Source organism: Streptomyces sp. NPDC048185 (assembly GCF_043202495.1).
Classification (GTDB): domain Bacteria; phylum Actinomycetota; class Actinomycetes; order Streptomycetales; family Streptomycetaceae; genus Streptomyces.
In genome coordinates this window covers 692,516-713,909 of sequence record NZ_JBIDAN010000002.1, presented here as the reverse complement: position 1 = coordinate 713,909, position 21,394 = coordinate 692,516, and the positions used below count along the sequence as shown (strand labels likewise).

Genomic DNA, 21,394 nt, shown 5'->3' with positions numbered 1-21,394 from the left:
CTGCCGCGGGGCACTCACGGGCCGACGCCGACCCGGGGATCACAGGTCCAGCACGAGCCGCCGGCCACGACAGCGGGACACACAGATGAGCATGGTCTCCCCGGCGGCCCGCTCGGCGTCGGTGAGCACCGCGTCCCGGTGGTCCGGCACGCCCTCGACGACGTCGGTCTCGCAGGTGCCGCAGGTGCCCTCCGTGCAGGAGAACAGCACCTCGGCACCGGCGGCGCGGACGGCGTCCAGGACGGAGACGTCCGGCGCGACGGTGACCGTGCGTCCGCTGCGGGCGAGGACGACCTCGAACTCCGTGTCCGGGCCGGCCGCCCGCGCCTCCTTCGGGGAGAAGCGCTCCACGCGCAGCACTCCGGCCGGGCACCGCGCCTCGACCGCGTCCAGCAGCGCCCCGGGCCCGCAGCAGTAGACGAGGGTGCCCTCGGGCACGTCGTCGAGCACGGAGGCGAGGTCCGGCAGCCCGGCCTCGTCCTCGGGGACGATCGTCACCCGGTCGCCGTACCGCTCCAGTTCGCCGGTGAACGCCATGGTGCCCCGGGTCCGCCCGCCGTACAGCAGCGTCCACTCGGCGCCCGCCTCCTCGGCCGCCGCCAGCATCGGCAGCAGCGGGGTGATCCCGATGCCGCCGGCGACGAAGCGGTAACGGGCGGCGGGCTCCAGGGGGAAGTGGTTGCGCGGTCCCCGGACCCGTACGGTGTCGCCGGGGCCGAGCCGCCCGTGCACGTACGCGGACCCTCCCCGGCCGTCGTTCTCGCGCAGCACGGCGATCCGCCACGTCTGCCGGTCGGAGGGGTCGCCGCACAGCGAGTACTGCCGCTCCAGGCCGGGGCCGAGGACGACGTCGACGTGCGCGCCGGGCTCCCAGGCGGGCAGTGGCTCGCCCAGCGGGTGGTGCAGGGTCAGGGCGAGCACGCCGTCGGCCACGGTCTCCCGGCGGCCGACGACGAGTCCGGTCTCGTACCGGGTCATGAGCCGCTTCCCCGGGTCCGGTGTCCTTGCGGGTGGGCGAGCATCCACTCCCACATCGCGACCGGGTCCTCGGCGGTGTGCTCGGCGCCGCAGTGGCAGGTGCCGTGCAGGACGTCGGTGCCCGGGACCCAGTCGACGCGGTAGACCTCGCCGGTGCGCGCGCTCACCGGGCGGCCCGCTCCCCGGGCTTGTCGCCCTCCTCGACCAGCCGGGCCAGGATGCGGCGGGCGGCCAGACCGCCGGTGTCGATGTTGATGCTCAGCTCCTGATAGCCCGTGCGCTCGGTGCCCAGCGTGCGCTGGAGCAGGTTGAGCGCGTCGACGTCCTGCATGACGACTGTGTGGTTGTTCTTGCGCAGGAACTCGGTGACCTCGGCGTCCTCGGTCGCCCAGTCACGGGAGACCGCCCAGAAGTCGTACACCTTCCCGTCGCCGGAGGGTGTGATGGCGTAGGTGATCTCGGTGTGGAAGCCGTGCGGATCGCTGCCGTCCGCCTCGGGCACCACCCCGGCGGGCGCGACCCGGCTGTGCAGCAGGTACAGGCACGGCGCGTGGTACTCGATGTCCTGCCACCGCGAGATGCGCCCGCTGATCCCGGTCGACCTGGCGTAGAAGGGCGGGCACTCGGCGTCGTCCATGTGCCGGCTCACCCGGACGGTCCCGGCGCCCTCGTCGACCTCCGTGGTGATCGGCGTCTCGGCGACCTCCGGGGTGCCGATGTAGCCGCCGTGCAGATAGGTCTCGTGGGAGAGGTCGAGGAGGTTGTCGACCAGCAGCCCGTAGTCGGCGTCGATCGGCTCCATGCCCCGTACGGTGACCCAGCCCGGCGAGTCCAGGTGCCGGGCGCGCGGCACGTCACCCGGGTCGGCGAGTGCCGGGTCGCCGATCCACACCCACACCAGGGAGTCCTGTTCGAGCACCGGGTAGGAGGCGACCCGGGCGGTGCGGGGGACGCGTTTCTGCCCCGGCACGTACACGCAGGTGCCGGTCGTGTCGTAGGTGAACCCGTGGTACCCGCACACGATCCGGTCGCCGTCGAGCCGGGTCGGTGCCTCGGAGAGCGGATAGCGCCGGTGCACGCACCGGTCGTGCAGGACGACCGGGATGCCGTCCTCCTCGGTGCGGTAGAGGACGAGCGGCTCACCGAGGACCGTCCGGCCGAGCAACTCGCGCCCGACCTCATGGCTGTAGGCGGCGACGTACCACTGGTTCCTGGCGAAGGCGGTCATGTGCGGCATCGGTGCGGCTCCCGTCCGTCGTGGGTGGTGGCATCGTCGGGGCAGGCGTCGCGGCGCGGCAACGCCTCTTCCGCCTCACGGAAGGAGCGCACGGGGGAGTGTCGGTGGGTGCCCCTAGTCTTTCGATCAACGTCACGGCGTGGCGCGCCAGTTGGGGCCGCCGGGGGCGCGGTGCCGGACCCGGATGTGCCAAGGGTCCCGATGGGACCGGCGACGCCTTCGTGCGCCACGGCGCGCTCCTGTTCGGCGCCGAGGGGCCCGACCGGTCCCCGCCGTCCGGCCGGGACTGCTGGACACCACCGGCGACGGACCCCACCTGACGGCCCTGTTGACCGGTGAACGGCCCAACGCCCAGGAGACCGCCCACGGCCCGGCGCACCGTGCCCGTCACCGTGCCAGCTCCTTGTGCGCCGTCTCCGGCAGCCGCAGGTACACCAGCGAGGAGAGCAGGCAGAGCACGGCGACGTACCACGGGAAGAGCCCGGAGTGGCCCAGCTCCTTGAACAGCGTGCCCACGTACGGCGCCGTGCCGCCGAACAGGGCGACGGTGAGCGAGTACGGGAAGCCGATGCCGGCCGCGCGCACCCGGGGCGGGAAGACCTCCGCGTTGACGGCCGCGCTGATCGACGTGAAGCCGGTCAGCAGGATCATGCCGGAGCACTGCACCAGCAGCAGCACGGCGAACGAGTCGCGCAGGGCGTGCAGCAGCGGCACGCTCAGCAGGGCGAACCCCACGCCGAAGAACAGCAGCAGCGGGCGGCGGCCGAAGCGGTCGGAGAGCAGTCCGCCCAGCGGCTGGAGCAGCCCGAAGAAGGCCAGCGAGATCGTGCCGGCGAGCAGTGCGTCCGACTTCTCCAGGCCCGTCTCCAGCTCGGCGTACGTCGGCAGGTACGACGTCCACGTGTAGTAGGCGATCGTGCCGCCCGCCGTGATGCCGCCGATCAGCAGCGACTCGCGCGGATGGCGGCGCAGCGCCTCGAACAGCCCCGGCCGCGGCGCCCGTTGCTGCTCTGCGCTGCGGGTCTCCTGGGCGCCCTGCCGGATCCAGAAACCGACCAGGCTGAGCACGGCCCCGAACACGAACGGCACCCGCCAGCCCCAGCCGTTCATCCGCCCCTCGTCGAGCGTGTCCACCAGCAAGGTCGCGACACCGGACGCCACGAGCTGCCCGGCGGTCGTCGAGACGTACTGGAAGCTGGAGAAGAGACCGCGCCGGCCGGGCCCCGCCGACTCCACCAGGAAGGTCGTGGACGCCGCGAACTCACCGCCCACCGACAGCCCCTGGAGCAGCCGCGCCGCGACCAGCACCACCGGCGCCAGCACACCGGCCGCCGCATACGTCGGGGTCAGCCCGACCAGCAGGCTGCTGCCGCCCATCAGCAGGATGGTGACGGTCAGCGCGGCCCGCCGCCCGCGCCGGTCGGCGATCGCGCCCATCAGGAGTCCGCCGACGGGCCGCATGAAGAAGCCCACCGCGAACACCGCGAACGTGGACAGCAAGGGCACCAGCGAGTTGTCCGCGCTGTCGGGGAAGACCTGGTCCGCGATGTAGGTGGCCAGGAACGTGTAGGCGTACCAGTCGTACCACTCCACGGCGTTGCCCACCGAGGCGGCGAGGAGCTGGCGAACGGGCCGTCGGGTCGGCGGGGCTTCGGTGTGCATGCCTGTCATGGTCGCGACCATCCCCGCCCGGCGGGCCCGGCACACCCCCCGTACCGACGACTTTCACATCAGCGCCACCGGACCCTTCCCTGACGTTTGGTGCTCCTGGAACACTCCTTTCGCGCGCATTCCGTCACCGGACCGGCACGGTCCGGCACGGTTCCCCACCCCCGAGGCGAGAGGCTCCCCACCCCATGCCCGAAGTCAACCGGCGCCGCTTTCTCCAACTCGCGGGCGCCACATCGGCGTTCAGCGCGCTGTCCGCGAGCATCGAGCGGGCCGCCGCACTCCCGGCGAACCACCGCGCGGGAAGCATCGAGGACGTCGAGCACATCGTGGTCCTGATGCAGGAGAACCGTTCCTTCGACCACTACTTCGGCACGCTGCGAGGCGTCCGCGGCTTCGGCGACCCGCACCCGGTGACCCTGGACGGCGGAAAGCCGGTGTGGCACCAGACCAAGAGCGACGGCACCGAGGTGCTGCCCTTCCACCCCGAGGCCGACGACCTCGGCATGCAGTTCCTCCAGGGGCTGCCGCACGGCTGGTCCGACGGACAGGCCGCCTACCACAACGGCAAGTACGACCGCTGGCTGCCCGCCAAGGGCACCACGACCATGGCGTACCTGACCCGCGAGGACATCCCCTTCCACTACGCGCTCGCCGACACCTTCACCGTCTGCGACGCCTACCACTGCTCCTTCATCGGCTCCACCGACCCCAACCGCTACTACCTGTGGTCGGGCCACACCGGCAACGACGGCAAGGGCGGCGGCCCGGTCCTCGGCAACGACGAACGCGGCTACGACTGGACGACGTACCCCGAGCGGCTGGAGGCGGCCGGGATCTCCTGGAAGATCTACCAGGACATCGGCGACGGCCTGGACGCGGCCGGCTCCTGGGGCTGGATCGGCGACGCCTACCGCGGCAACTACGGCGACAACTCCCTGCTGTACTTCAACTCGTACCGGAACGCCCGGCCCGGCGACCCGCTGTACGAGAAGGCCCGCACCGGCACCGACGCCAAGAGCGGTGAGGGCTACTTCGACCGGCTCCGCGCCGACGTCAAGGCCGGGAAGCTGCCGCAGATCTCCTGGATCGCCGCCCCCGAGGCCTTCTCCGAGCACGGCAACTGGCCCTCGAACTACGGCGCCTGGTACATCTCCCAGATCCTGGACGCGCTCACCTCCGATCCGGCGGTGTGGGCGAAGACCGCCCTGTTCATCACCTACGACGAGAACGACGGCTTCTTCGACCACGTCGTGCCGCCGCTGCCGCCGAAGTCGGCCGCCCAGGGCCTGTCCACCGTCGACGTGCCCCTCGACGTCTTCAAGGGCAGCGCCACCCACACCGAGGGCTTCTACGGGCTCGGCCCGCGCGTGCCCATGCTGGTCGTCTCGCCGTGGAGCAAGGGCGGCTACGTCTGCTCCGAGACCTTCGACCACACCTCGGTCATCCGGTTCATGGAACGCCGCTTCGGCGTGCGCGAACCCCAGATCTCACCGTGGCGGCGCGCCATCTGCGGCGACCTGACCTCGGCCTTCGACTTCTCCCGCCCGGACAGCCGCCCCGCCCGGCTGCCGGACACGGACGCCTACGAACCGCAGGACCGCGAGCGCCACCCGGACTACCGCCCGACGCCCCCGGCGGACCCGGACATGCCCCGCCAGGAGCGCGGCCCGCGCCCCGCACGCCCGCTGCGCTACGACCCGCACGTGGACGGCGCCGTGGACGCGGCGGCCGGGAAGTTCACGCTCACCTTCGCCTCCGGGGCCCGGGCCGGTGCCGCCTTCCTCGTCACCTCCGGCAACCGCGGCGACGGCCCGTGGACGTACACCACCGAGGCCGGCAAGAGCATCGCGGACACCTGGAACTCGGTGTACTCGGACGGCGCCTACGACCTGACCGTGCACGGCCCGGGCGGCTTCCTGCGCGTCTTCCGGGGCGGGAACAGGGCCGCAGGGCCCGAGGTCACCGCCCGGCACACCGGCGACGACGTGCGGCTGACCTTCACCAACGCCGGGTCCGGCACGGTCCGTCTGCGGATCGCCGACGGCTACGGCGGCCCGGGCCGGACGGTGACCGTGCGCGCCGGTGCCACCGTGCGGCACACCGTCGACCTGGCGGGGAGCCGGCGCTGGTACGACCTCACCGTCACCGCCGACGGCGACCCGGTGTTCCTGCGGCGCTTCGCCGGGCACGTGGAGAACGGGCTGCCGGGCGTGAGCGACCCGGCGATCGCCACGGTGTAGGCACCGGCGCGGGCGTCACAGCGGAGTCAGGTGCCCCGGCCTCGGCTGCCGGGGCACCAGCACGGGCTCCGTCCCGGCCGGTCCGCTCTCCGGCGCCGGCACCGGCACGGCGGGGGCGGTCGAAGGCAGACCCTCGGCCACGGGAAGCGGCGGCTCGTCGGCAGGCCGCGGCGTGGCGCGGCTCAGCTGGACCACACCCCAGCCGGCCAGCGCCGCACCGGCCAGCGCGAGGAGCACACCGCCCGGGCCACCGCGCAGCCGCTCCCCGAGCAACGCCACCCCGATCACCGCGGCGGCCACCGGGTTGGCCAGCGTGACCACCGCGAGCGGGGCGCCCAGGCCGCCCCGGTAGGCCGTCTGGGACAGCAGCAGACCGCCCGCCGCGAAGGCCGCCACCAGCACCGCCACCCCGATCACCTGGACGCTGAGCAGCGGACCCGAGCGGTCCGTGACGGCGACCGTGACGGTCTGGGTGAGCGCCGACGCGACCCCGGAGGCGATGCCGGACGCCGTCGCGTGCCGCAGGCCCGGCCGGGCGCCGGGCCGCGACAGCAGGCCGATCAGCGCCGCCGTCGCACCGGCGACCGTCAGCGCCTCCGGCACGCTCAGCACGTCGTCGGGCGCGGGACCGGACGCCGTCAGCAGCAGCGCGCCCAGGCCGAGCAGCGTCAGCCCGGTGCCCCGCCACTCGACCGTGCTCACCCGCCGGCCCGCCAGCCGCGCCCCCAGGGGCACCGCGGCGACCAGGGTGAGCGCGCCGAGCGGCTGGACCACCGTGAGCGGGCCGTACTTGAGGGCCACGACGTGCAGCAGCGCGGCCGAGGCGTTGAGCGAGACCGACCACCACCAGGCACCGCTGCCCAGCATCCGCAGCGCGCCCGCGTCGCTGCGGGCGGCCAGCCGCTCCTGGGCCACGGCCGCGGCGGCGTAGGCGACGGCCGAGACGAGGGACAGCAGTACGGCGATCAGCGCGGCGTTCACCGGCCCGCCCCCACCAGCTCGTGCCGCTCCGGTTCGCGCCGGGCGGCCGGCCGGCGCCGGGGTGCCGGCAGGCGGTGCGCGGTCCCGTGGGCCGCGTGCGGCGGGCGGACGACCGCGAGGGCGACGCCGAGCAGGGCGGTCGCCACGATCACGTCGAGCCAGTAGTGGTTCGCGGTGCCCACGATCACCAGGAGCGTCACCAGCGGGTGCAGCAGCCACAGCCACCGACCGCGCGACCGGGTGGCGACGATCAGGCCGACCGCCAGCATCAGCGCCCAGCCGAAGTGGAGCGAGGGCATCGCCGCGAACTGGTTCGACAACTGGTCGGTGCGCGGCGGGCCGTACACCGAGGGTCCGAAGACCCGTGCCGTGTCGATCAGGCCGGTCGCGCCCAGCATGCGCGGCGGGGCCAGCGGAAAGGCCAGGTGCAGCACCAGCGCGGCGCCGGTCAGTGCCGCCAGCACCCTGCGGGCCCAGACGTAGTGCGCGGGCCGCCGCAGATAGAGCCAGACCAGGAAGGCCACGGTGGCCGGGAAGTGGACGGTGGCGTAGTAGGTGTTCGCCACGTGGACCGGAACGTCGCCGTGGAGCAGCAGGGACTGCACCGTGGCCTCGTCGGGCAGCCGCAGGGCGCGCTCCCAGTCCCACACGTGGTGCGCGTTGCGGAAGGCCTCGGCGGTGTGGCCCGTGGCCAGTTGGCGGCCGAACTTGTAGACGAGGAAGAGCCCCGCCACGAGCAGGAGTTCACGGACGAGTGGCGGGCGCGCGGGCGCGTCCGGCTCCGCTTCTGCAGGCCAGGTGCGGGCATTCATCCCCGGGGCCCCTTCGCTGACGGTGGTGCGTGCGGTGGTGCTGGCCGGGCCGACGGCTCACCGGGTGCGGCGGAGCCGTCGGTCCGGGGGGCGTGTGACGGTTCTCATCGATACGACCCCGTTCCGATACGCCAGTGTACCGATACGGTTGGGTACCGGTACACTGGCGTATCGATAGACATGCGACACACTGGAACACGGGTCGCTCGACCCTTGCTGCAGAGTCGCTGGAACGAGTCGGGAACGAGTGAGGAGCAGAGCATGACGTCGCAGGCCGCGGACCGACCGGAGACGGTCGGCGCCTCGCGCCGCTCCAAGATCACGCCCGAGCGTGAGCAGGAGTTCTTCGACGCCGTGCTCGAACAGATCCGTACGTGCGGCTACGACGCCGTGACCATGGAGGGCGTCGCCGCCAGCACCCGGTGCAGCAAGTCCACGCTCTACCGGCAGTGGAAGACGAAGCCGCAGTTCGTGGCGGCGGCCCTGCGCTCCAGCCGCCGGGTGCGCTTCGCCGGCATCGACACCGGATCGCTCGCCGAGGACCTGCGCCAGGCGGCCCGGGCCGCGGGCCAGTGGTCGGGCAAGGACACGCTGCTCCAGGCCCTCGGCCACGCGGTCATGCAGGACCCGGAGCTCCAGCGCGCGCTGCGCGAGGCACTGGTCGAGCCGGAGATCGCCGCGCTGCGGGAGATCCTGCGGCGCGGGGTCGAACGCGGCGAGCTCCCCGCCGGCCACCCGGCGCTCGAGTTCGTGCCCGCGCAGATGTTCGGTGCGCTGCGGATGCGGCCGGTCATCGAGGGCGAGTACGCCGACGCGGACTACCTGGTCCGGTTCGTTGAGGCCGTCGTGCTGCCGGCCCTCGGCCTGCCCTGAGACTCAGGTCGCCGTCCACGGGATGACTGGACGGTGGCCTGCCCGCGCCGCACCGTGGGGACGGGGGCGGCGCGCACCCCCGGCCGGGGGGGGGGGGGGGGGGGGGGGGGGGGGGGGCCCCCCCCCCCCCCCCCCCCGCCGGGGCCGCCCCCCCCCCCCCCCCCCGGGCCCGGGGGGGGCCCCGGCCCGCCCCCCGGGGGGGGGGGCGGGGGGGGGGCCCCCGCCCCCCCGGGGGGGGGGGGGGGGCGCCCCCCCCCGCGGGGGGGGGGCCCCCCCTTGGGGGGGCGGCCCCCCCCCCCCCCCCGACCGACGTTCCGGGGCCGGTCAGACGTCCTGTCCGCTGCCGCCGGAGGAGGACACCTCGATGCCCTCGGTGATGTCGTCGATCACCGTCTGCTGCCCGTCGGTGTCGACGCCGAAGCGGACGACGACGATGCGCTTGGCGTCGGCCGGCGACGGGAAGGCGAGCGACTCCACGAACCCGTCGGCGCCCTTGCTGGTGACCGCCTTCCAGCGGACCAGGTAGCCCTTCTGCCCGGCGACCGTCACCGCCTTGGAGGCCAGCTCCTGGTGCGAGGTGATCCCGCCGTAGGACTTGCCGCCGTAGGACTCCTCCGCGTTCGCCTCGATGTCCGCCTTCGCGACCTCCTCGGCGGTGCTGCCCTCGGTGCCCAGCACCATCGCGGGGGCCGAGTAGGCGCCGCCCTTGGTGCAGGTCGCCGAGGTGTCTCCCGGGCACTTGTAGGCGTCGTCGGAGGTCACCGACGCGCCCACCGTCAGCTGCTGTCCCGACCAGCCGTCAGGAATGGGCAGGCTGATCCCGCTCACCGGGTCCGGTACCGAGCCGCTGTCGATGGTGGGCGGCTCCGACCGGCCCGGCGCGTCCGGGGCGGGCGAGGAGCCGCCCCCGCCGTCGCCCGGATCGCCGAAGGGGCCGTTCCCGTCGCGGGAGCCGGGCCCCTCCTGCTGCCGGGACCCCGCGCTGCTGCCGGACGAGCCGTCACCGTCGGCCAGCAAATACACGCCGGCGCCGATGCCGGCCAGGACGGCCACGGCCGCCGCGACGGCTATACCGGTGCGCAGACCGCGCCGCCGGCCGGGCGGCGGCTGGACGGGATACCCCGGATAGCCCGGGTGGACCGGGTACGGCCCGGACGTGCCGCCGTACGGCCCGGGCGCGGCCGCGTAGGACCCGGGTGCGGCGTCGTGGGACCCGGGCACGGGCGCCTGCGGCAGGGGAGTCGGTGGCCCGGGTGTCTGCGGCGCGGAGGCCTGCGGTGCGGGAGCCGGCGGCACCGGCGCGGGAGCCGGCGGCTCGGGCGCCGGGCCGGCCGCCGGCGGCGTCCCGGGCTCCCGCGCGGCGGCCGGCCCCGCCGGACGGACCTGGTCCGTCCACGCCTTGCCGTCCCACCAGCGCTCGGTGGCGGGACCGTCACTTGTCTGCCCGGGGTCCGGGTACCACCCGGGAGGAGTCACCTGCGTCATGGCCCCACCGTATGAGGCGTCGGTGAAAGCCGGATGAGAGACCCCGCGACCGCCCCCCGTTCTCCTGCCCGACCGCCCCCCGTTCTCCCGCCCGACCGCCCCCGTTCTCCCGCCCGTTGACGCACGGTCCGTCCTCCGCCGCTGGTGACGGGCCCGGTGCGTCGCCCGCGCATTACCGCATGTCACCCGACACGGCAACTGGTGCCCCGACCGACCACCACCGGGCCGATCGGGCCGCTAGGCTCAACGTCTGTACGTCGTTCGGGCGACATGGGGAGGTAGCGGGATGACGGAGGTACGGCCAACGGCCGCCGCCTCGGCCTCCCTCTGGGAGCGCGACGAGGAAGTCGCCGCCATCACACAGGCGGTGGACACGCTGTGCGCGGACCGCTCGTCCTCCGGCAGCCTGCTGGTGTGCCGGGGCGAGGCGGGACTGGGCAAGACCGCGCTGCTGGCCGAGACCCGCCGCATCGCCGAGGCACGCGGCTGCACCGTCTGGTCGGCGCGCGGCGGCGAGACCCTGCGCTCCGTCCCCTTCAACGTCGTACGGCAGTTGCTGCAGCCGGCCCTCGTGTCCATGCTCCCGGAGGAGGCGCGCGAGTACCTCGGCGACTGGTACGACATCGCCGGCCCCGCCCTCGGCATCGCCGAACCCGGCGAACGGCAGGCCGACCCGCAGGGAGTGTGCGACGGCCTGGTCGCCGCCGTGCGCCGGCTGGCCCGCCGGGAGTGGCCGCTGGTCCTGCTCATCGACGACGTCCACTGGGCCGACCAGGAGACCCTGCGCTGGCTCGCCGCGCTCGCCGAGCGCCTCGCCGAGACGTCCGCGCTGCTGGTGATCGCCCGCCGTCCCGGCGGCGTCTCCGGCGACAGCGCCCGCCACCTGGACGCCGCGGAGGCCGCGGGCCGGCCCCTCGCCCAGCTCAGCGCCCTCACCCCGGAGGCGACGGCCGGGCTCACCCGGGCCACCGTGGGCGCCCACGCCGACGGCGCGTTCTGCCGCGAGGTGTGGGCCGTCACCGACGGCAACCCCTACGAGACCGTCGAACTGCTCGCCAAGGTCCAGGACAGCGAACTGGAGCCGGTCGAGGCCCGGGCGGCCGAACTGCGCGCCCTGAACCGCTCGGCCCGCGGCGGCGGACTCGTCGCCCGCCTGGAGCAACTCGGCATCGACGCCACCCGGTTCGCCTGGGCCGCCGCCATCCTCGGCACCGGCATCACCGTCGACATGGTGGCCCGCCTCGCCACCCTCGACCGCGGCGACGCCGTCCGCTGCGCCGAACTGCTCGGCACCGCCCGCATCCTCACCGGACCCGACCCGGCCGCCGGGCAAGTCGCCGACGGCGACCTGGAGTTCGTCCACCCGCTGATCGCCACCGCCGTGTACAACTCGATCCCCGACGCGCTGCGCCGGGCCATGCACGGCATCGCGGCCCAGCTCGTCGCGGACTCCGGATACGGAGCCGCGGCCGCCTCCCGCCACCTCCTCCAGGTCCACCCCGACGACGACCAGGACGTGGTGCGGCAGCTGCGCGACGCCGCCCGTGAGCACCTCGCCGTCGGCGCACCCGACGCCGCCCGGCGCTGCCTCGAACGCGCCCTGGAGGAACCGCCGCTGCCCGACGCGCACGCGCGGGTGCTCTACGAGCTCGGCTGCGCCACCCTGCTCACCGCGCCCGCCATCACCATCGGGCACCTGCGCGCCGCCCTCGCCATGCCCGGCCTCGACGACGACGAACGCGTCGACGCCGTCTTCCGGCTCTCCCAGGCGCTCCTCCACAACGACCAGCTCGAGGAGGCCGTCCGCACCGTCGAGGCGGAGTCCGTCCGCAACCCGGACCCGTCGGCGCGGCTGCGCCTGCAGGCCGTCCAGTACATGTGGGAGGGCATCCACGCCGGCGAGACGGCCTCACCCGGCCGCTCCGCGCGCCTCGCCGAACTCGCCGCGACCTGCACCGGCCGCGACAACGCCGAACGCGCCCTGCTCATCCTGCGCGGCTTCGACGCCATGACCCACGGGGAGAACGCCGAAGAGGTCGTCGAACTGTGCGACCGCGCCCTCGTCAACGGCCGCCTCGCCCCCGGACTCGGCTGGACCGACACCGAGTGGGGCCTGGAACTGCCCATGATGCTGGCCAGCGCCTACGCCTACTGCGACCGGCTCGACCGCGCCGAGGCACTGTTCACCGAGGCCCTGCGCGCCTACGAGACCGCGGGCTGGAGCGGCGGCCACCTCGCCCTCGCGCACGCCTACGTCGGTCTGGGCCACCGCAGGCGGGGCCGCCTGCGGGAGGCCGAGAAGTCCCTGCGCGCATCACTTCGCATAGCCGAGCGCGTCGGCCGCGGCCTGCCGCTGTACTGGTCCGCGACCTGCAACCTGATCGACACCCTGCTCGCGCGCGGCCACGTCGAGGAGGCCCGGTCGCTCGCCGACCAGTACGGCTTCGCCCCGCCCTACCCGTCCACGATCGTGCTGCCCGACCCCCGCACCGTCCGGGGCCGGCTGCTGCTCGCCACCGGCCGCACCAAGGACGGCATCAACGAACTGGAGGCCGCCGAGAAGGCCGCCGCCGCGCGCGGCCGGCACAACCCGGTGGTGGTCCCCTGGGCGACCGACCTCGCCCGGGCCCTCGCCACGGAGGACCCCGGCCGCGCCGCGCAACTGGCCTCGGACGCGCGCCGCCAGGCCGAGCGGTTCGGCACCGACACCGCCATAGGGGAGGCCCTGCGCTGCGCCGCCGCGCTGGAGACGGGCCAGCGCGCGGTCCGGCTCGCCGCCCAGGCGGTCGCCTACCTGGAGGCCTCGCCCTGCCAGTACGAACACGCCGCGGCCCGCATCGAGTACGGCATCGCGGCCCGCTCGAAGGCGGAGCTCGACCGGGGCCTGGCGCTGGCGCGCTCGTGCGGCTCGGACGGACTGGTGGCGAAGGCCCGTGCGGCCCTGACGGGACTCACGGGCTGAACCGCCCGCTCAGCCCGCGGCGCCGTCCTCCTCGGCCAGCACCCGCTGGGCCGTCGCGAACGCCGAGTTCGCCGCCGGCACCCCGCAGTACACGGCCGTCTGGAGCAGCACGGCGCCGATCTCGTCCGGCGTGAGGCCGTTGCGGCGGGCCGCCCGCACGTGCATGGCCAGCTCCTCGTAGTGGCCGTGCGCCACCAGCGCCGTCATCGTCACCATGCTGCGCTCGCGGCGCGAGAGCGTCTCGTCGGTCCATATCTCACCCCAGGCGTAGCGCGAGATGAAGTCCTGGAACCGCGCGGTGAACGGGGTCTGACGTCCCTGCGCCCGGTCCACATGGGCGTCGCCCAGCACCTCGCGCCGCACCGCCATGCCCCGCTTGGCACCCCCGTCGAAGTGCCCGCGCAGCGCGGTCAGCACCGCCTCGGGACGCTCGGCCGGCGCCAGGTGCGAGGCCCCGGGGATCTCCACCAGCGCCGCGCCCGGCACGGCGTCGGCGATCTCCCGCAGGTGCGCGGGCGGCGTGGCCGGGTCCTCGCGCCCGGCGACGAGCAGCGTGGGCGCGGTGATCCCGCCGAGCCGGTCCCGCAGGTCGAACGCGGCCAGCGCGTCGCAGCACGCCGCGTAGGCCCCGGGGACGGCCTCCCGGTGGTCCCGCACCAGCCCGGGCACGGTGAACCCGGGCGTGAACCACCGCGCGTCGGCGCTCCCGGCGAGCTCGTCGAGCCCCTCCGCGCGCACCAGGGCGGCCCGTTCCTCCCACGGCTCGGCGCCGTTGAAGTGCGCCGACGAGCAGATCACGGCCAGCGACGACACCCGCTCCGGGTGGTGCACGGCCAGGTGCAGGCCCACCGCACCGCCCAGGGACACGCCCGCGTAGGCGAACCGGTCGACGCCGAGCGAGTCGGCGAGGTCCAGCACCAGGCCGGCGAGGTCGCCGACGGTGGCGCCGGGACCGATCAGGCCGGCCGCCGAGCCGCCGTGCCCCGGCAGGTCCCAGCGGATCACCCGGTGCCCGATGGACAGTTCGGGCGCCACCTCGTCCCACAGGGCGTACGAGGTGCCCAGTGAGGGCCCGAGGAGCAGCGGGGGAGCGGAGGCGGGGCCTTCGACGAGGTGGTTCAGCATGGTCAACGTCGCTCCAGAGCACGGTCGGTCAGGGCTCCGGCGGAGCCGGTGTAGCGGGCGGGGTCGGTCAGGGCGCCGAGGTCGACGTCCTTCAGCTCCGGCACTTCGGCGAGCAGTTCGCCCAGACTGCGGTCCTCGGCGTACGTCCGCCGGGCGAGTTCGGTGAGGAGCGCCTTGGCGCGGGCCCTTCCGAGCACCGGAGCCAGCTCGGCGGAGAGCCGCTCGGACACGATCAGCCCGTGGGTGAGGCCGAGGTGCGCGCGCATCGTGTCCGGGTGCACCCGCAGCCCCTCGGTCAGCTCGGCGGCGTCGCGCGCCGCCCCGCCGGTCAGCCGCAGCAGGTCGCGCAGCGGCTCCCACTCGGCGTGCCAGGCGCCGGCCGGGCGTTCGTCCTCGGCGGCCAGGGAGCCGTACAGCGTGGCCGCGAGCTGCGGCGCGCGCCGGGCCGCCGCCGCGATCAGCGTGGAGCGCACGGGGTTGGCCTTGTGGGGCATCGCCGACGAGCCGCCGCCGCTGCCCTCCGCGACCTCGCCGATCTCGGTGCGGGAGAGCGTCAGCACGTCCATGGCGAGCTTCCCGAGGGCTCCGGCGGTGAAGGCGAGGCAGCCGGCGAGGTCGGCGATCGGGGTGCGCAGCGTGTGCCAGGGCAACAGCGGTGCCCGCAGGCCCAGTTCACGGGCGTACGCCTCGGGCAGCGCGGTGGCGTCCTCGGCGCCGTACGCCCCGAAGGCCGCCAGGGTGCCCGCCGCGCCGCCGAGCTGGGCGGGCAGCGCGTCGCGCACGGCCGTGATCCGGTCCCGGGCGTCGAGCACCAGCGTGCGCCATCCGGCCGCCTTCAGCCCGAAGGTCGTCGGAACGGCGTGCTGGGTCAGCGTCCGGCCCGGCATCGCGGTGTCCCGGTGCTCGGCCGCCAGCCGGGCCAGCGCCCGCTCGGTGCGGACGAGGTCGGGCAGCAGCAGGTCGAGGGTGCGGGCGGCGACCAGTACGGTCGCGGTGTCCATGATGTCCTGGCTGGTCGCGCCCCGGTGCACGTACGGCCCGTACTCCTCGCCGGCCGCCTTCGTCAGTTCCGCGGCCAGCGGGATCACCGGGTTGCCGCCGCCGCGGGCTCGTTCGGCCAGCGAGCGCACGTCGAAGCGGGCCGGGTCGGCGGCCTCGGTCACCGCGGTCGCGGCACCGGCGGGCACCAGCCCCAGCCCGGCCTGGGCCCGGGTCAGCGCCGCCTCCGCGTCGAGCAGGGCCCGCAGCCAGGCGTGGTCGCCGGTCGCGTCGGCGGCCGGCGAGCCCGCCCACCCGGGGGCGAGCAGGCCCGTGTCGGCAGATGTCACTGGAACTCCAGGAAGACCGTCTCGCCTTCGCCCTGAAGGCGGATGTCGAAACGGTACGTGCCGTTGCCCTCGTCCCCGGCGATCAGCGTGTCACGGCGCTCCGCGTCCACCCTGGACAGCAGCGGGTCGGCGGCCAGCGCGGCGTCGTCGCCCGGCAGGTAGATCCGGGTGAACAGGTGCACGAGCAGACCGCGTGCGAACACGCACACGCTGAGGTAGGGCGCGTTGCGTCCCCGCGCTCCCGGGCGCAGGGTCCGCGCGTACCAGTGTCCGTCGGCGTCGGTCTGGATGCGGCCGAAGCCGGTGAACTCCACGCCGTTGCGGCCCAGGAAGGCGCCGGAGGCCGGGTCGCGCCGCATCGAGCCGTCGGCGGTGGGCACCTTGCCGTCCGGGTCCGGACCCCACACCTCCAGCAGGGCGTCGGGCAGCGGCCGGCCCTCGCCGTCGTAGACGTACCCGTGCACGGTGACGGTGTCCGGGTGCCCGAGGGGCGCGATGTCCTCGCCGCCGCGGAAGGGCAGCGCGTAGCCGTAGAACGGGCCCACCGTGTGCGACGGGGTGGGCAGGACGCTCTCCGGGCTGCTGGTGTCGATCTTCGTCATGGCGGTCAGCGTCCTTCCTCGATCCAGGTGGCGTTCGGGCCGTCGAGCACGATGTCCCAGTGGTAGCCGAGGGAGAACTCGGGCACGGACAGGCTGTGGTCGTACGTCGCGATCAGCCGCTGCCGGGCCGCGTCGTCGGTCACGGACTGCAGGATCGGGTCGTACGGGAACAGCGGGTCGTTCGGGAAGTACATCTGCGTCACGAGCCGCTGGGTGAACGCCGAGCCGAAGACCGAGAAGTGGATGTGGGCCGGGCGCCAGGCGTTGACGTGGTTGCGCCAGGGGTAGGGGCCGGGCTGGATCGTGGTGAAGCGGTAGAAGCCGTCGTCGTCGGAGAGGGTGCGGCCCACGCCGGTGAAGTTCGGGTCCAGCGGGGCGTCGTGCTGCTCGCGCTGGTGGGCGTAGCGGCCGGCCGAGTTGGCCTGCCATATCTCCACGAGCTGCCCGCGCACGGGCCTGCCGTCGCGGTCGAGCAGGCGGCCGGAGACGGTGATGCGCTCGCCGGCCGGCTCGCCGGTGTGCTGCCGGGTGAGGTCGTTGTCGATGTCGGTGAGGTCCCTCTCCCCGAAGGCGGGGGAGGACAGCTCGACCAGCTCCGGGTCCTTGGTGACGTCGATGCCGACCGGCGGCTGCTTGGGGTGGCGCAGCACCGAGGACCGGTACGGGGCGTAGTCGCGGCGCGGGTGGTGCTCGACCGGCGCGCCGCCGGCCACGCGCTTGTCGTAGGCGGCGTGCTCGGCCGCGATCTCCGCGTCGATGTCGTGCTGAGTGAGAGTCATGGGGGTTCCCGTGGGTGACTAGCGGTCGAGGACGAGGGCGAGGCCCTGGCCGACGCCGATGCAGAGGGTGGCGACGCCCGTGCCGCTGCCCTTGCGGGCGAGCTGGTGGGCGACGGTGCCGGCGAGGCGGGCACCGGAGGCGCCGAGCGGATGGCCGAGGGCGATGGCACCGCCCTGCGGGTTGAGGACGGCCGGGTCGAACTCGGGCCACTCGGCGACGCAGCCCAGCACCTGGGCGGCGAAGGCCTCGTTGAGTTCGAGGACGTCCAGGTCGGCGAAGGTCCGGCCGGCCCTGGCGAGGGCGCGGTTCACCGCTTCGACGGGGGCGAGGCCGAAATACCGCGGGTCGTTCGCCGAGACGCCGGTGGCCCGGATGCGGGCCAGCGGCTCCCGGCCCGTGGCCTTCAGGCCGTCCTCGTCGACCAGCAGCAGAGCCGCGGCGCCGTCGTTGAGCGGCGAGGCGTTCCCGGCGGTGACGGTGCCTCCGGTGGTGCGGAAGGACGGCGCGAGCTTGGCCATCGCCTCCAGGGAGGCGGTCGGGCGCACGCACTCGTCGGCGGCGAAGTCGACCGGGTCGCCCTTGCGCCGCGGCACCGGCACCGGGGCGATCTCGACGTCGAACAGGCCGTCCGCCTGCGCCCGTGCGGCCTTCCGGTGGGAGGCGAGGGCGAACTCGTCCTGCTGCTCCCGCCCGATCCTGTGCTTGTCCGCGATCAGCTCCGCCGACTCGCCGAGGGGGACGGTCCACTGCGGGTCCATCCGCGGGTTGACCATGCGCCAGCCCAGGGTGGTCGAGTACAGCTCGGCGTTCCCGGCGGGGAACGGCCGGTCCGGCTTGGGCAGTACGTACGGGGCCCGGGTCATCGACTCCACGCCGCCCGCGAGCACGATCGAGGCGTCCCCGACGGCGATGGCGCGGGCGGCCTGGACCACGGCCTCCAGACCGGAGGCGCACAGCCGGTTCACGGTCACGCCGGGCACGGAGGTGGGCAGGCCGGCCAGCAGGGCGGCCATGCGGGCGACGTTGCGGTTCTCCTCGCCGGCGCCGTTGGCGTTGCCGAAGTACACGTCCTCGATCCGGGACGGGTCCAGACCGGGGGTGCGGGCGAGCAGCTCGCGGACGGCGTGCGCGGCCAGGTCGTCGGGGCGCACGCCGGCCAGGGAGCCGTTGTACTTGCCGAACGGGGTGCGCACCGCGTCGACGACGTAGACGTCCTTCACCTCAGGTCCTCCGCGATGACGAGCTCGGCGTCCGTCTTGGCGACGACCTCGTCGACGTCCACGCCCGGAGCGGTCTCCACCAGGACCAGGCCGTCGTCGGTGACGTCGAGGACGCCGAGGTCGGTGATGATCCGGTTCACGCACGCCTTGCCGGTGAGCGGCAGCGCGCACTCCTTGAGGATCTTGGGCGAGCCGTCCTTCGCGGTGTGGGTCATGACGACGATGACCGTGCGGGCGCCGTGGACGAGGTCCATGGCCCCGCCGATCCCGGTGATCATCTTGCCCGGGACGGCCCAGTTGGCCAGGTCACCGGAGGCGGAGACCTGCATCGCCCCGAGCACGGCGACGTCGATGTGCCCGCCGCGGATCATCCCGAACGACAGCGCCGAGTCGAAGAAGGAGGCGCCCGGCAGGACCGTCACGGTCTCCTTGCCGGCGTTGATCAGATCGGGGTCGACCTGGTCGTCCGCCGGGTACGGACCGGTGCCCAGGATGCCGTTCTCGGACTCCAGGGTCACCTCCACGCCCTCGGGGAGGTGGTTCGGGATCAGCGTCGGCAGACCTATGCCGAGATTGACGTACTGACCGTCCTCGAGCTCCCGCGCGGCCCGCGCGGCCATCTGTTCACGCGTCCAGGCCATCAGGAACTCACCGTCCGCCGCTCGATCTTCTTGTCCGCCGCCTGCTCCGCCGTCAGCGCGACCACGCGCTGCACGAAGATCCCCGGCAGGTGCACGGCGTCCGGGTCGATCTCGCCGGGCTCCACCAGCTCCTCCACCTCGGCGACGGTGACCCGGCCCGCCATGGCCGCCAGCGGGTTGAAGTTCCGCGACGACTTCGCGAACACCAGGTTGCCGTGCCGGTCGCCCTTCGCCGCCCTGACCAGGGCGAAGTCGGTGCGGATGCCGCGCTCCAGCACGTACTGACCGCCGTCGAACTCACGGACCTCCTTGGGCGGCGACGCCAGCGCGATGCCGCCGGAGCCGTCGTAGCGCCACGGCAGACCGCCGTCGGCGACCTGCGTCCCGACGCCCGCCGGCGTGTAGAAGGCCGGGATGCCCGCCCCGCCGGCCCGCAGCCGCTCGGCCAGCGTGCCCTGCGGGATCATCTCCACCTCGAGCTCGCCGCCGAGGTACTGGCGTGCGAACTCCTTGTTCGCCCCGATGTAGGACCCGGTCACCCGGGCGATCCGTCCCGCGGCCAGCAGGACGGCCAGTCCCGAGTCCATCGCGCCGCAGTTGTTGGAGACGACCGACAGCTCGCCGACCCCGCGCTCGTGGAGCGCCTCGATCAGCACGTTCGGCACACCGCTGAGCCCGAAACCACCCACCGCGAGCGATGCGCCGTCGGGCACGTCGGCCACCGCCTCAGCGGCTGTGGCCACCACCTTGTCCATCCGAGAAGCCCCATCTCTTCCAAGCGCCCCCGGACCTGAATCCGCGAAATTAATCAGGGCACTGAGTATTTCAGCGAGATGGCCCACACGCTGCCATCGGACGGCCGGGGCGTCAAGACCGCGAGAAGTGCGAGGTAGATCGCGTGGAGAGGTGTACGGCGATGGCGAGTCGGCCCGTGTATCGTCAGTGCACCGACGATTCTCGCCATCAGGGGAGCGCACATGGCCGCGGTCGATCTGACCACCCACCCCGGGCATCTGGCCCGGCGGCTGCAGCAGGCGCACCACCTGCTGTGGAACACGATGGTCTCCGAGGAGACGACCTCGCCGCAGTTCGCGGTCCTCAACGCGCTCGTCGCCGAACCGGGCCTCGACCAGCGCACCGTGGGGGAGCGGGTGGGGCTCGACCGGTCCACCATCGCCGAGGTGATCAGCCGGCTCGACCGCCGCGGACTGCTCGGCAAGGTCCGCGATCCGCAGGACGGCCGCCGCTTCCTGCTGCGCCTGACGGACGAGGGTCTGCGCGTCCACCGCAGGCTGAGCGTGCGGACGGCCCGGATGAACCAGGTCTTCCTCGCCCCCCTGTCCACTGCGGAACAGGCCGTGTTCTTCGACCTCATCCAACGGGTCGCGGACGCCGCCGAAGGCCTCCGCAACCCGTCCGAGCCCGTGGTGGCCCCCGGCTGATCAGTACGTTCTCGTGAAGACCACCCACACGGGGCCTTCGGCGAGGTTCACCGGCGTGCCGTCCTCGGCGGTGAAGACCGTGCCCTCCTCGGCCGCCCCGCGCTTCCACGTCACGTCGTAGGAGCGCCCGTCGCGCAGCACCTCCGCCTCCCCGGAGCCCACCGACTCGACGTACGGCGAGTTGTTGCCGAGGAAGTCCCGGAAGGCGGACGCGCGCACCTTCACGTGCTGGACGACGACGGTCGCCGGCTCCGGACGGCCGCCGCCGGCGGCGGGGACCGGACCGCCGTCCATGGCGATCAGCCAGCGGCCGGTGCTCGGCGACCAGGTGAAGGTGAAGCTCGCCGCCGGGTAGCGCACCGTGCGGGAGGGCTCGGCCCGGCCGCCCTCGGGGGCGTCACCGTAGCGGTAGCCCGTGGTCAGCGCGGTGGCGCCCGGGGGCGAGGGCAGCAGCCGGTCCGGTCGCAGGTAGAGGTTGTGCGGCGCGGGGCGGGCGTCGTCGCGGACGTAGGCGTCCGGTGCCCGGTCCTGCGGCTCGGGCCGCAGGGGTGCCCGGTCGATCAGGGGGAGCAGCTTGCTCTGCGCGCCGGAGAACGCGAGCGCCGGCCGGTCGAACTGGCGCAGCAGCTCCAGGTCGGACTCCCGGGCGCTGCGCACCGGCCCGACCGACTCCGGCAGCCGGGTGGCGTAGATCGCCATGAAGCGGCTCAGCCCGCCCTCCACCGGTTCCACGTAGACGACGTCCGCGGCGTCCAGGCCCTTCTGCGGCCGCGCCGCGGGCGCGTTGTCGACCTTGACCGCGAGCACCGGGCCCGCGCTGCCGTGCGTGCCGTGCGACCGCTCCAGGTGCGGGGCCCGGCCGTCGTCCTCCCTCGCCGGCGGCGGCGCCGCGCAGCCCGCCGCCAGCGAGGCCGCCACCGCCGCGGCCAGCAGCACCGGCACGGCGCCGACCTGTGCGCCGCGCCGCACCGTACGGCCCCGCCTGCGCGTCCTGTGTCGCATTCCGACCACCCACCC

At 74.2% G+C, this 21,394-nt stretch carries 19 protein-coding genes; 4 read left to right on the top strand and 15 right to left on the bottom strand.

The features are described 5' to 3' along the window. Window positions 1-39: 39 nt before the first annotated feature. The 4 genes from ACGF3H_RS09210 to ACGF3H_RS09195 form a co-directional block, all read right to left on the bottom strand. Entirely contained in the window at window positions 40-978 is a 939-nt protein-coding gene (locus ACGF3H_RS09210; RefSeq protein ID WP_362488311.1) for a PDR/VanB family oxidoreductase, read from the bottom strand. Next, complete coding sequence (locus ACGF3H_RS09205) at window positions 975-1,145, bottom strand: hypothetical protein (protein WP_362488313.1); 171 nt, start codon at window positions 1,143-1,145, stop codon at window positions 975-977. The genes ACGF3H_RS09210 and ACGF3H_RS09205 overlap by 4 nt, the downstream gene beginning before the upstream one ends. After that, window positions 1,142-2,215, bottom strand: coding sequence for an aromatic ring-hydroxylating dioxygenase subunit alpha (locus ACGF3H_RS09200; RefSeq protein WP_362488315.1), 1,074 nt, complete (start codon window positions 2,213-2,215; stop codon window positions 1,142-1,144). The genes ACGF3H_RS09205 and ACGF3H_RS09200 overlap by 4 nt, the downstream gene beginning before the upstream one ends. Before the next feature lie 387 nt (window positions 2,216-2,602). Then, on the bottom strand, window positions 2,603-3,898 hold the full coding sequence (locus ACGF3H_RS09195) for an MFS transporter (RefSeq protein WP_362488317.1): 1,296 nt from the start codon (window positions 3,896-3,898) through the stop codon (window positions 2,603-2,605). Window positions 3,899-4,071: 173 nt separating this feature from the next. Between ACGF3H_RS09195 and ACGF3H_RS09190 the strand changes: the two genes are divergently transcribed. After that, the gene (locus tag ACGF3H_RS09190; protein ID WP_362488319.1) at window positions 4,072-6,126 is read left to right on the top strand and encodes a phosphocholine-specific phospholipase C; all 2,055 of its coding nucleotides are present in this window, start codon (window positions 4,072-4,074) and stop codon (window positions 6,124-6,126) included. Window positions 6,127-6,141: 15 nt separating this feature from the next. Here ACGF3H_RS09190 and ACGF3H_RS09185 read toward each other — a convergent pair whose 3' ends face one another. Together ACGF3H_RS09185 and ACGF3H_RS09180 are read right to left on the bottom strand one after the other, a co-directional pair. Then, entirely contained in the window at window positions 6,142-7,107 is a 966-nt protein-coding gene (locus ACGF3H_RS09185) for a hypothetical protein (protein WP_362488321.1), read from the bottom strand. Beyond that, window positions 7,104-7,919 carry a phosphatase PAP2 family protein gene (locus tag ACGF3H_RS09180; protein ID WP_362488323.1) on the bottom strand — a complete coding sequence of 272 codons (816 nt, stop codon included), beginning with the start codon at window positions 7,917-7,919 and terminating at the stop codon, window positions 7,104-7,106. Before ACGF3H_RS09180 ends, ACGF3H_RS09185 begins: the two co-directional genes overlap by 4 nt. Before the next feature lie 261 nt (window positions 7,920-8,180). Here ACGF3H_RS09180 and ACGF3H_RS09175 point away from each other — a divergent pair, with 261 nt between their 5' ends. After that, a complete protein-coding gene (locus ACGF3H_RS09175) occupies window positions 8,181-8,792 on the top strand; it encodes a TetR/AcrR family transcriptional regulator C-terminal ligand-binding domain-containing protein (RefSeq protein ID WP_362488325.1) in 612 nt (203 codons plus the stop codon). A 324-nt stretch (window positions 8,793-9,116) separates the two neighbouring features. Here the strand turns inward: ACGF3H_RS09175 and ACGF3H_RS09170 are convergent, their stop codons facing one another. After that, window positions 9,117-10,277, bottom strand: a complete 1,161-nt coding sequence (locus tag ACGF3H_RS09170) for a DUF2510 domain-containing protein (protein ID WP_362488327.1) — start codon at window positions 10,275-10,277, stop codon at window positions 9,117-9,119. Between the two features lie 286 nt (window positions 10,278-10,563). Between ACGF3H_RS09170 and ACGF3H_RS09165 the strand changes: the two genes are divergently transcribed. Continuing rightward, window positions 10,564-13,239, top strand: a complete 2,676-nt coding sequence (locus tag ACGF3H_RS09165; protein WP_393816465.1) for an ATP-binding protein — start codon at window positions 10,564-10,566, stop codon at window positions 13,237-13,239. Window positions 13,240-13,248: 9 nt separating this feature from the next. Here ACGF3H_RS09165 and pcaD read toward each other — a convergent pair whose 3' ends face one another. Genes pcaD through ACGF3H_RS09130 form a run of 7 tightly spaced genes read right to left on the bottom strand, consistent with a single transcriptional unit; the run spans window position 13,249 to window position 19,690 of the window. Continuing rightward, a complete protein-coding gene (gene pcaD / locus ACGF3H_RS09160; protein WP_362488442.1) occupies window positions 13,249-14,364 on the bottom strand; it encodes a 3-oxoadipate enol-lactonase in 1,116 nt (371 codons plus the stop codon). Window positions 14,365-14,366: 2 nt separating this feature from the next. Beyond that, window positions 14,367-15,692: a 3-carboxy-cis,cis-muconate cycloisomerase gene (gene pcaB / locus ACGF3H_RS09155; protein ID WP_362488329.1), complete on the bottom strand. Its 1,326-nt coding sequence runs from the start codon at window positions 15,690-15,692 to the stop codon at window positions 14,367-14,369. Then, window positions 15,689-16,294 (bottom strand): protocatechuate 3,4-dioxygenase subunit alpha, encoded by a 606-nt coding sequence (gene pcaG, locus ACGF3H_RS09150; RefSeq protein WP_362488331.1) that lies wholly within the window; start codon window positions 16,292-16,294, stop codon window positions 15,689-15,691. The genes pcaB and pcaG overlap by 4 nt, the downstream gene beginning before the upstream one ends. A 5-nt stretch (window positions 16,295-16,299) precedes the next feature. Then, window positions 16,300-17,073 carry a protocatechuate 3,4-dioxygenase subunit beta gene (gene pcaH, locus ACGF3H_RS09145; protein ID WP_362488333.1) on the bottom strand — a complete coding sequence of 258 codons (774 nt, stop codon included), beginning with the start codon at window positions 17,071-17,073 and terminating at the stop codon, window positions 16,300-16,302. 18 nt (window positions 17,074-17,091) lie between these two features. Further along, window positions 17,092-18,294, bottom strand: coding sequence for a thiolase family protein (locus ACGF3H_RS09140; protein ID WP_362488335.1), 1,203 nt, complete (start codon window positions 18,292-18,294; stop codon window positions 17,092-17,094). Beyond that, entirely contained in the window at window positions 18,291-18,935 is a 645-nt protein-coding gene (locus tag ACGF3H_RS09135; protein WP_362488337.1) for a CoA transferase subunit B, read from the bottom strand. Before ACGF3H_RS09135 ends, ACGF3H_RS09140 begins: the two co-directional genes overlap by 4 nt. Continuing rightward, a complete protein-coding gene (locus ACGF3H_RS09130) occupies window positions 18,935-19,690 on the bottom strand; it encodes a CoA transferase subunit A (RefSeq protein ID WP_362488339.1) in 756 nt (251 codons plus the stop codon). Before ACGF3H_RS09130 ends, ACGF3H_RS09135 begins: the two co-directional genes overlap by 1 nt. Window positions 19,691-19,912: 222 nt before the next feature. On the opposite strand from ACGF3H_RS09130, the gene ACGF3H_RS09125 reads away from it, so the two are divergent. After that, the gene (locus ACGF3H_RS09125; RefSeq protein ID WP_362488341.1) at window positions 19,913-20,377 is read left to right on the top strand and encodes a MarR family transcriptional regulator; all 465 of its coding nucleotides are present in this window, start codon (window positions 19,913-19,915) and stop codon (window positions 20,375-20,377) included. Here ACGF3H_RS09125 and ACGF3H_RS09120 read toward each other — a convergent pair whose 3' ends face one another. Further along, window positions 20,378-21,379: a DUF3048 domain-containing protein gene (locus ACGF3H_RS09120; protein ID WP_362488343.1), complete on the bottom strand. Its 1,002-nt coding sequence runs from the start codon at window positions 21,377-21,379 to the stop codon at window positions 20,378-20,380. It lies immediately after the preceding gene. Window positions 21,380-21,394: the final 15 nt, after the last annotated feature.

Bases quoted from the DNA above. Each gene is read 5' to 3' on its own strand.
- ACGF3H_RS09180 (WP_362488323.1), bottom strand. From the start codon at position 7,919: ATGAATGCCCGCACCTGGCCTGCAGAAGCGGAGCCGGACGCGCCCGCG.
- pcaG (WP_362488331.1), bottom strand. From the start codon at position 16,294: ATGACGAAGATCGACACCAGCAGCCCGGAGAGCGTCCTGCCCACCCCG.
- pcaH (WP_362488333.1), bottom strand. From the start codon at position 17,073: ATGACTCTCACTCAGCACGACATCGACGCGGAGATCGCGGCCGAGCAC.
- ACGF3H_RS09175 (WP_362488325.1), top strand. From the start codon at position 8,181: ATGACGTCGCAGGCCGCGGACCGACCGGAGACGGTCGGCGCCTCGCGC.
- ACGF3H_RS09135 (WP_362488337.1), bottom strand. From the start codon at position 18,935: ATGGCCTGGACGCGTGAACAGATGGCCGCGCGGGCCGCGCGGGAGCTC.
- ACGF3H_RS09165 (WP_393816465.1), top strand. From the start codon at position 10,564: ATGACGGAGGTACGGCCAACGGCCGCCGCCTCGGCCTCCCTCTGGGAG.
- ACGF3H_RS09130 (WP_362488339.1), bottom strand. From the start codon at position 19,690: ATGGACAAGGTGGTGGCCACAGCCGCTGAGGCGGTGGCCGACGTGCCC.
- ACGF3H_RS09195 (WP_362488317.1), bottom strand. From the start codon at position 3,898: ATGGTCGCGACCATGACAGGCATGCACACCGAAGCCCCGCCGACCCGA.
- ACGF3H_RS09170 (WP_362488327.1), bottom strand. From the start codon at position 10,277: ATGACGCAGGTGACTCCTCCCGGGTGGTACCCGGACCCCGGGCAGACA.
- ACGF3H_RS09120 (WP_362488343.1), bottom strand. From the start codon at position 21,379: ATGCGACACAGGACGCGCAGGCGGGGCCGTACGGTGCGGCGCGGCGCA.
- ACGF3H_RS09200 (WP_362488315.1), bottom strand. From the start codon at position 2,215: ATGCCGCACATGACCGCCTTCGCCAGGAACCAGTGGTACGTCGCCGCC.
- ACGF3H_RS09210 (WP_362488311.1), bottom strand. From the start codon at position 978: ATGACCCGGTACGAGACCGGACTCGTCGTCGGCCGCCGGGAGACCGTG.
- pcaD (WP_362488442.1), bottom strand. From the start codon at position 14,364: ATGCTGAACCACCTCGTCGAAGGCCCCGCCTCCGCTCCCCCGCTGCTC.
- ACGF3H_RS09125 (WP_362488341.1), top strand. From the start codon at position 19,913: ATGGCCGCGGTCGATCTGACCACCCACCCCGGGCATCTGGCCCGGCGG.
- ACGF3H_RS09190 (WP_362488319.1), top strand. From the start codon at position 4,072: ATGCCCGAAGTCAACCGGCGCCGCTTTCTCCAACTCGCGGGCGCCACA.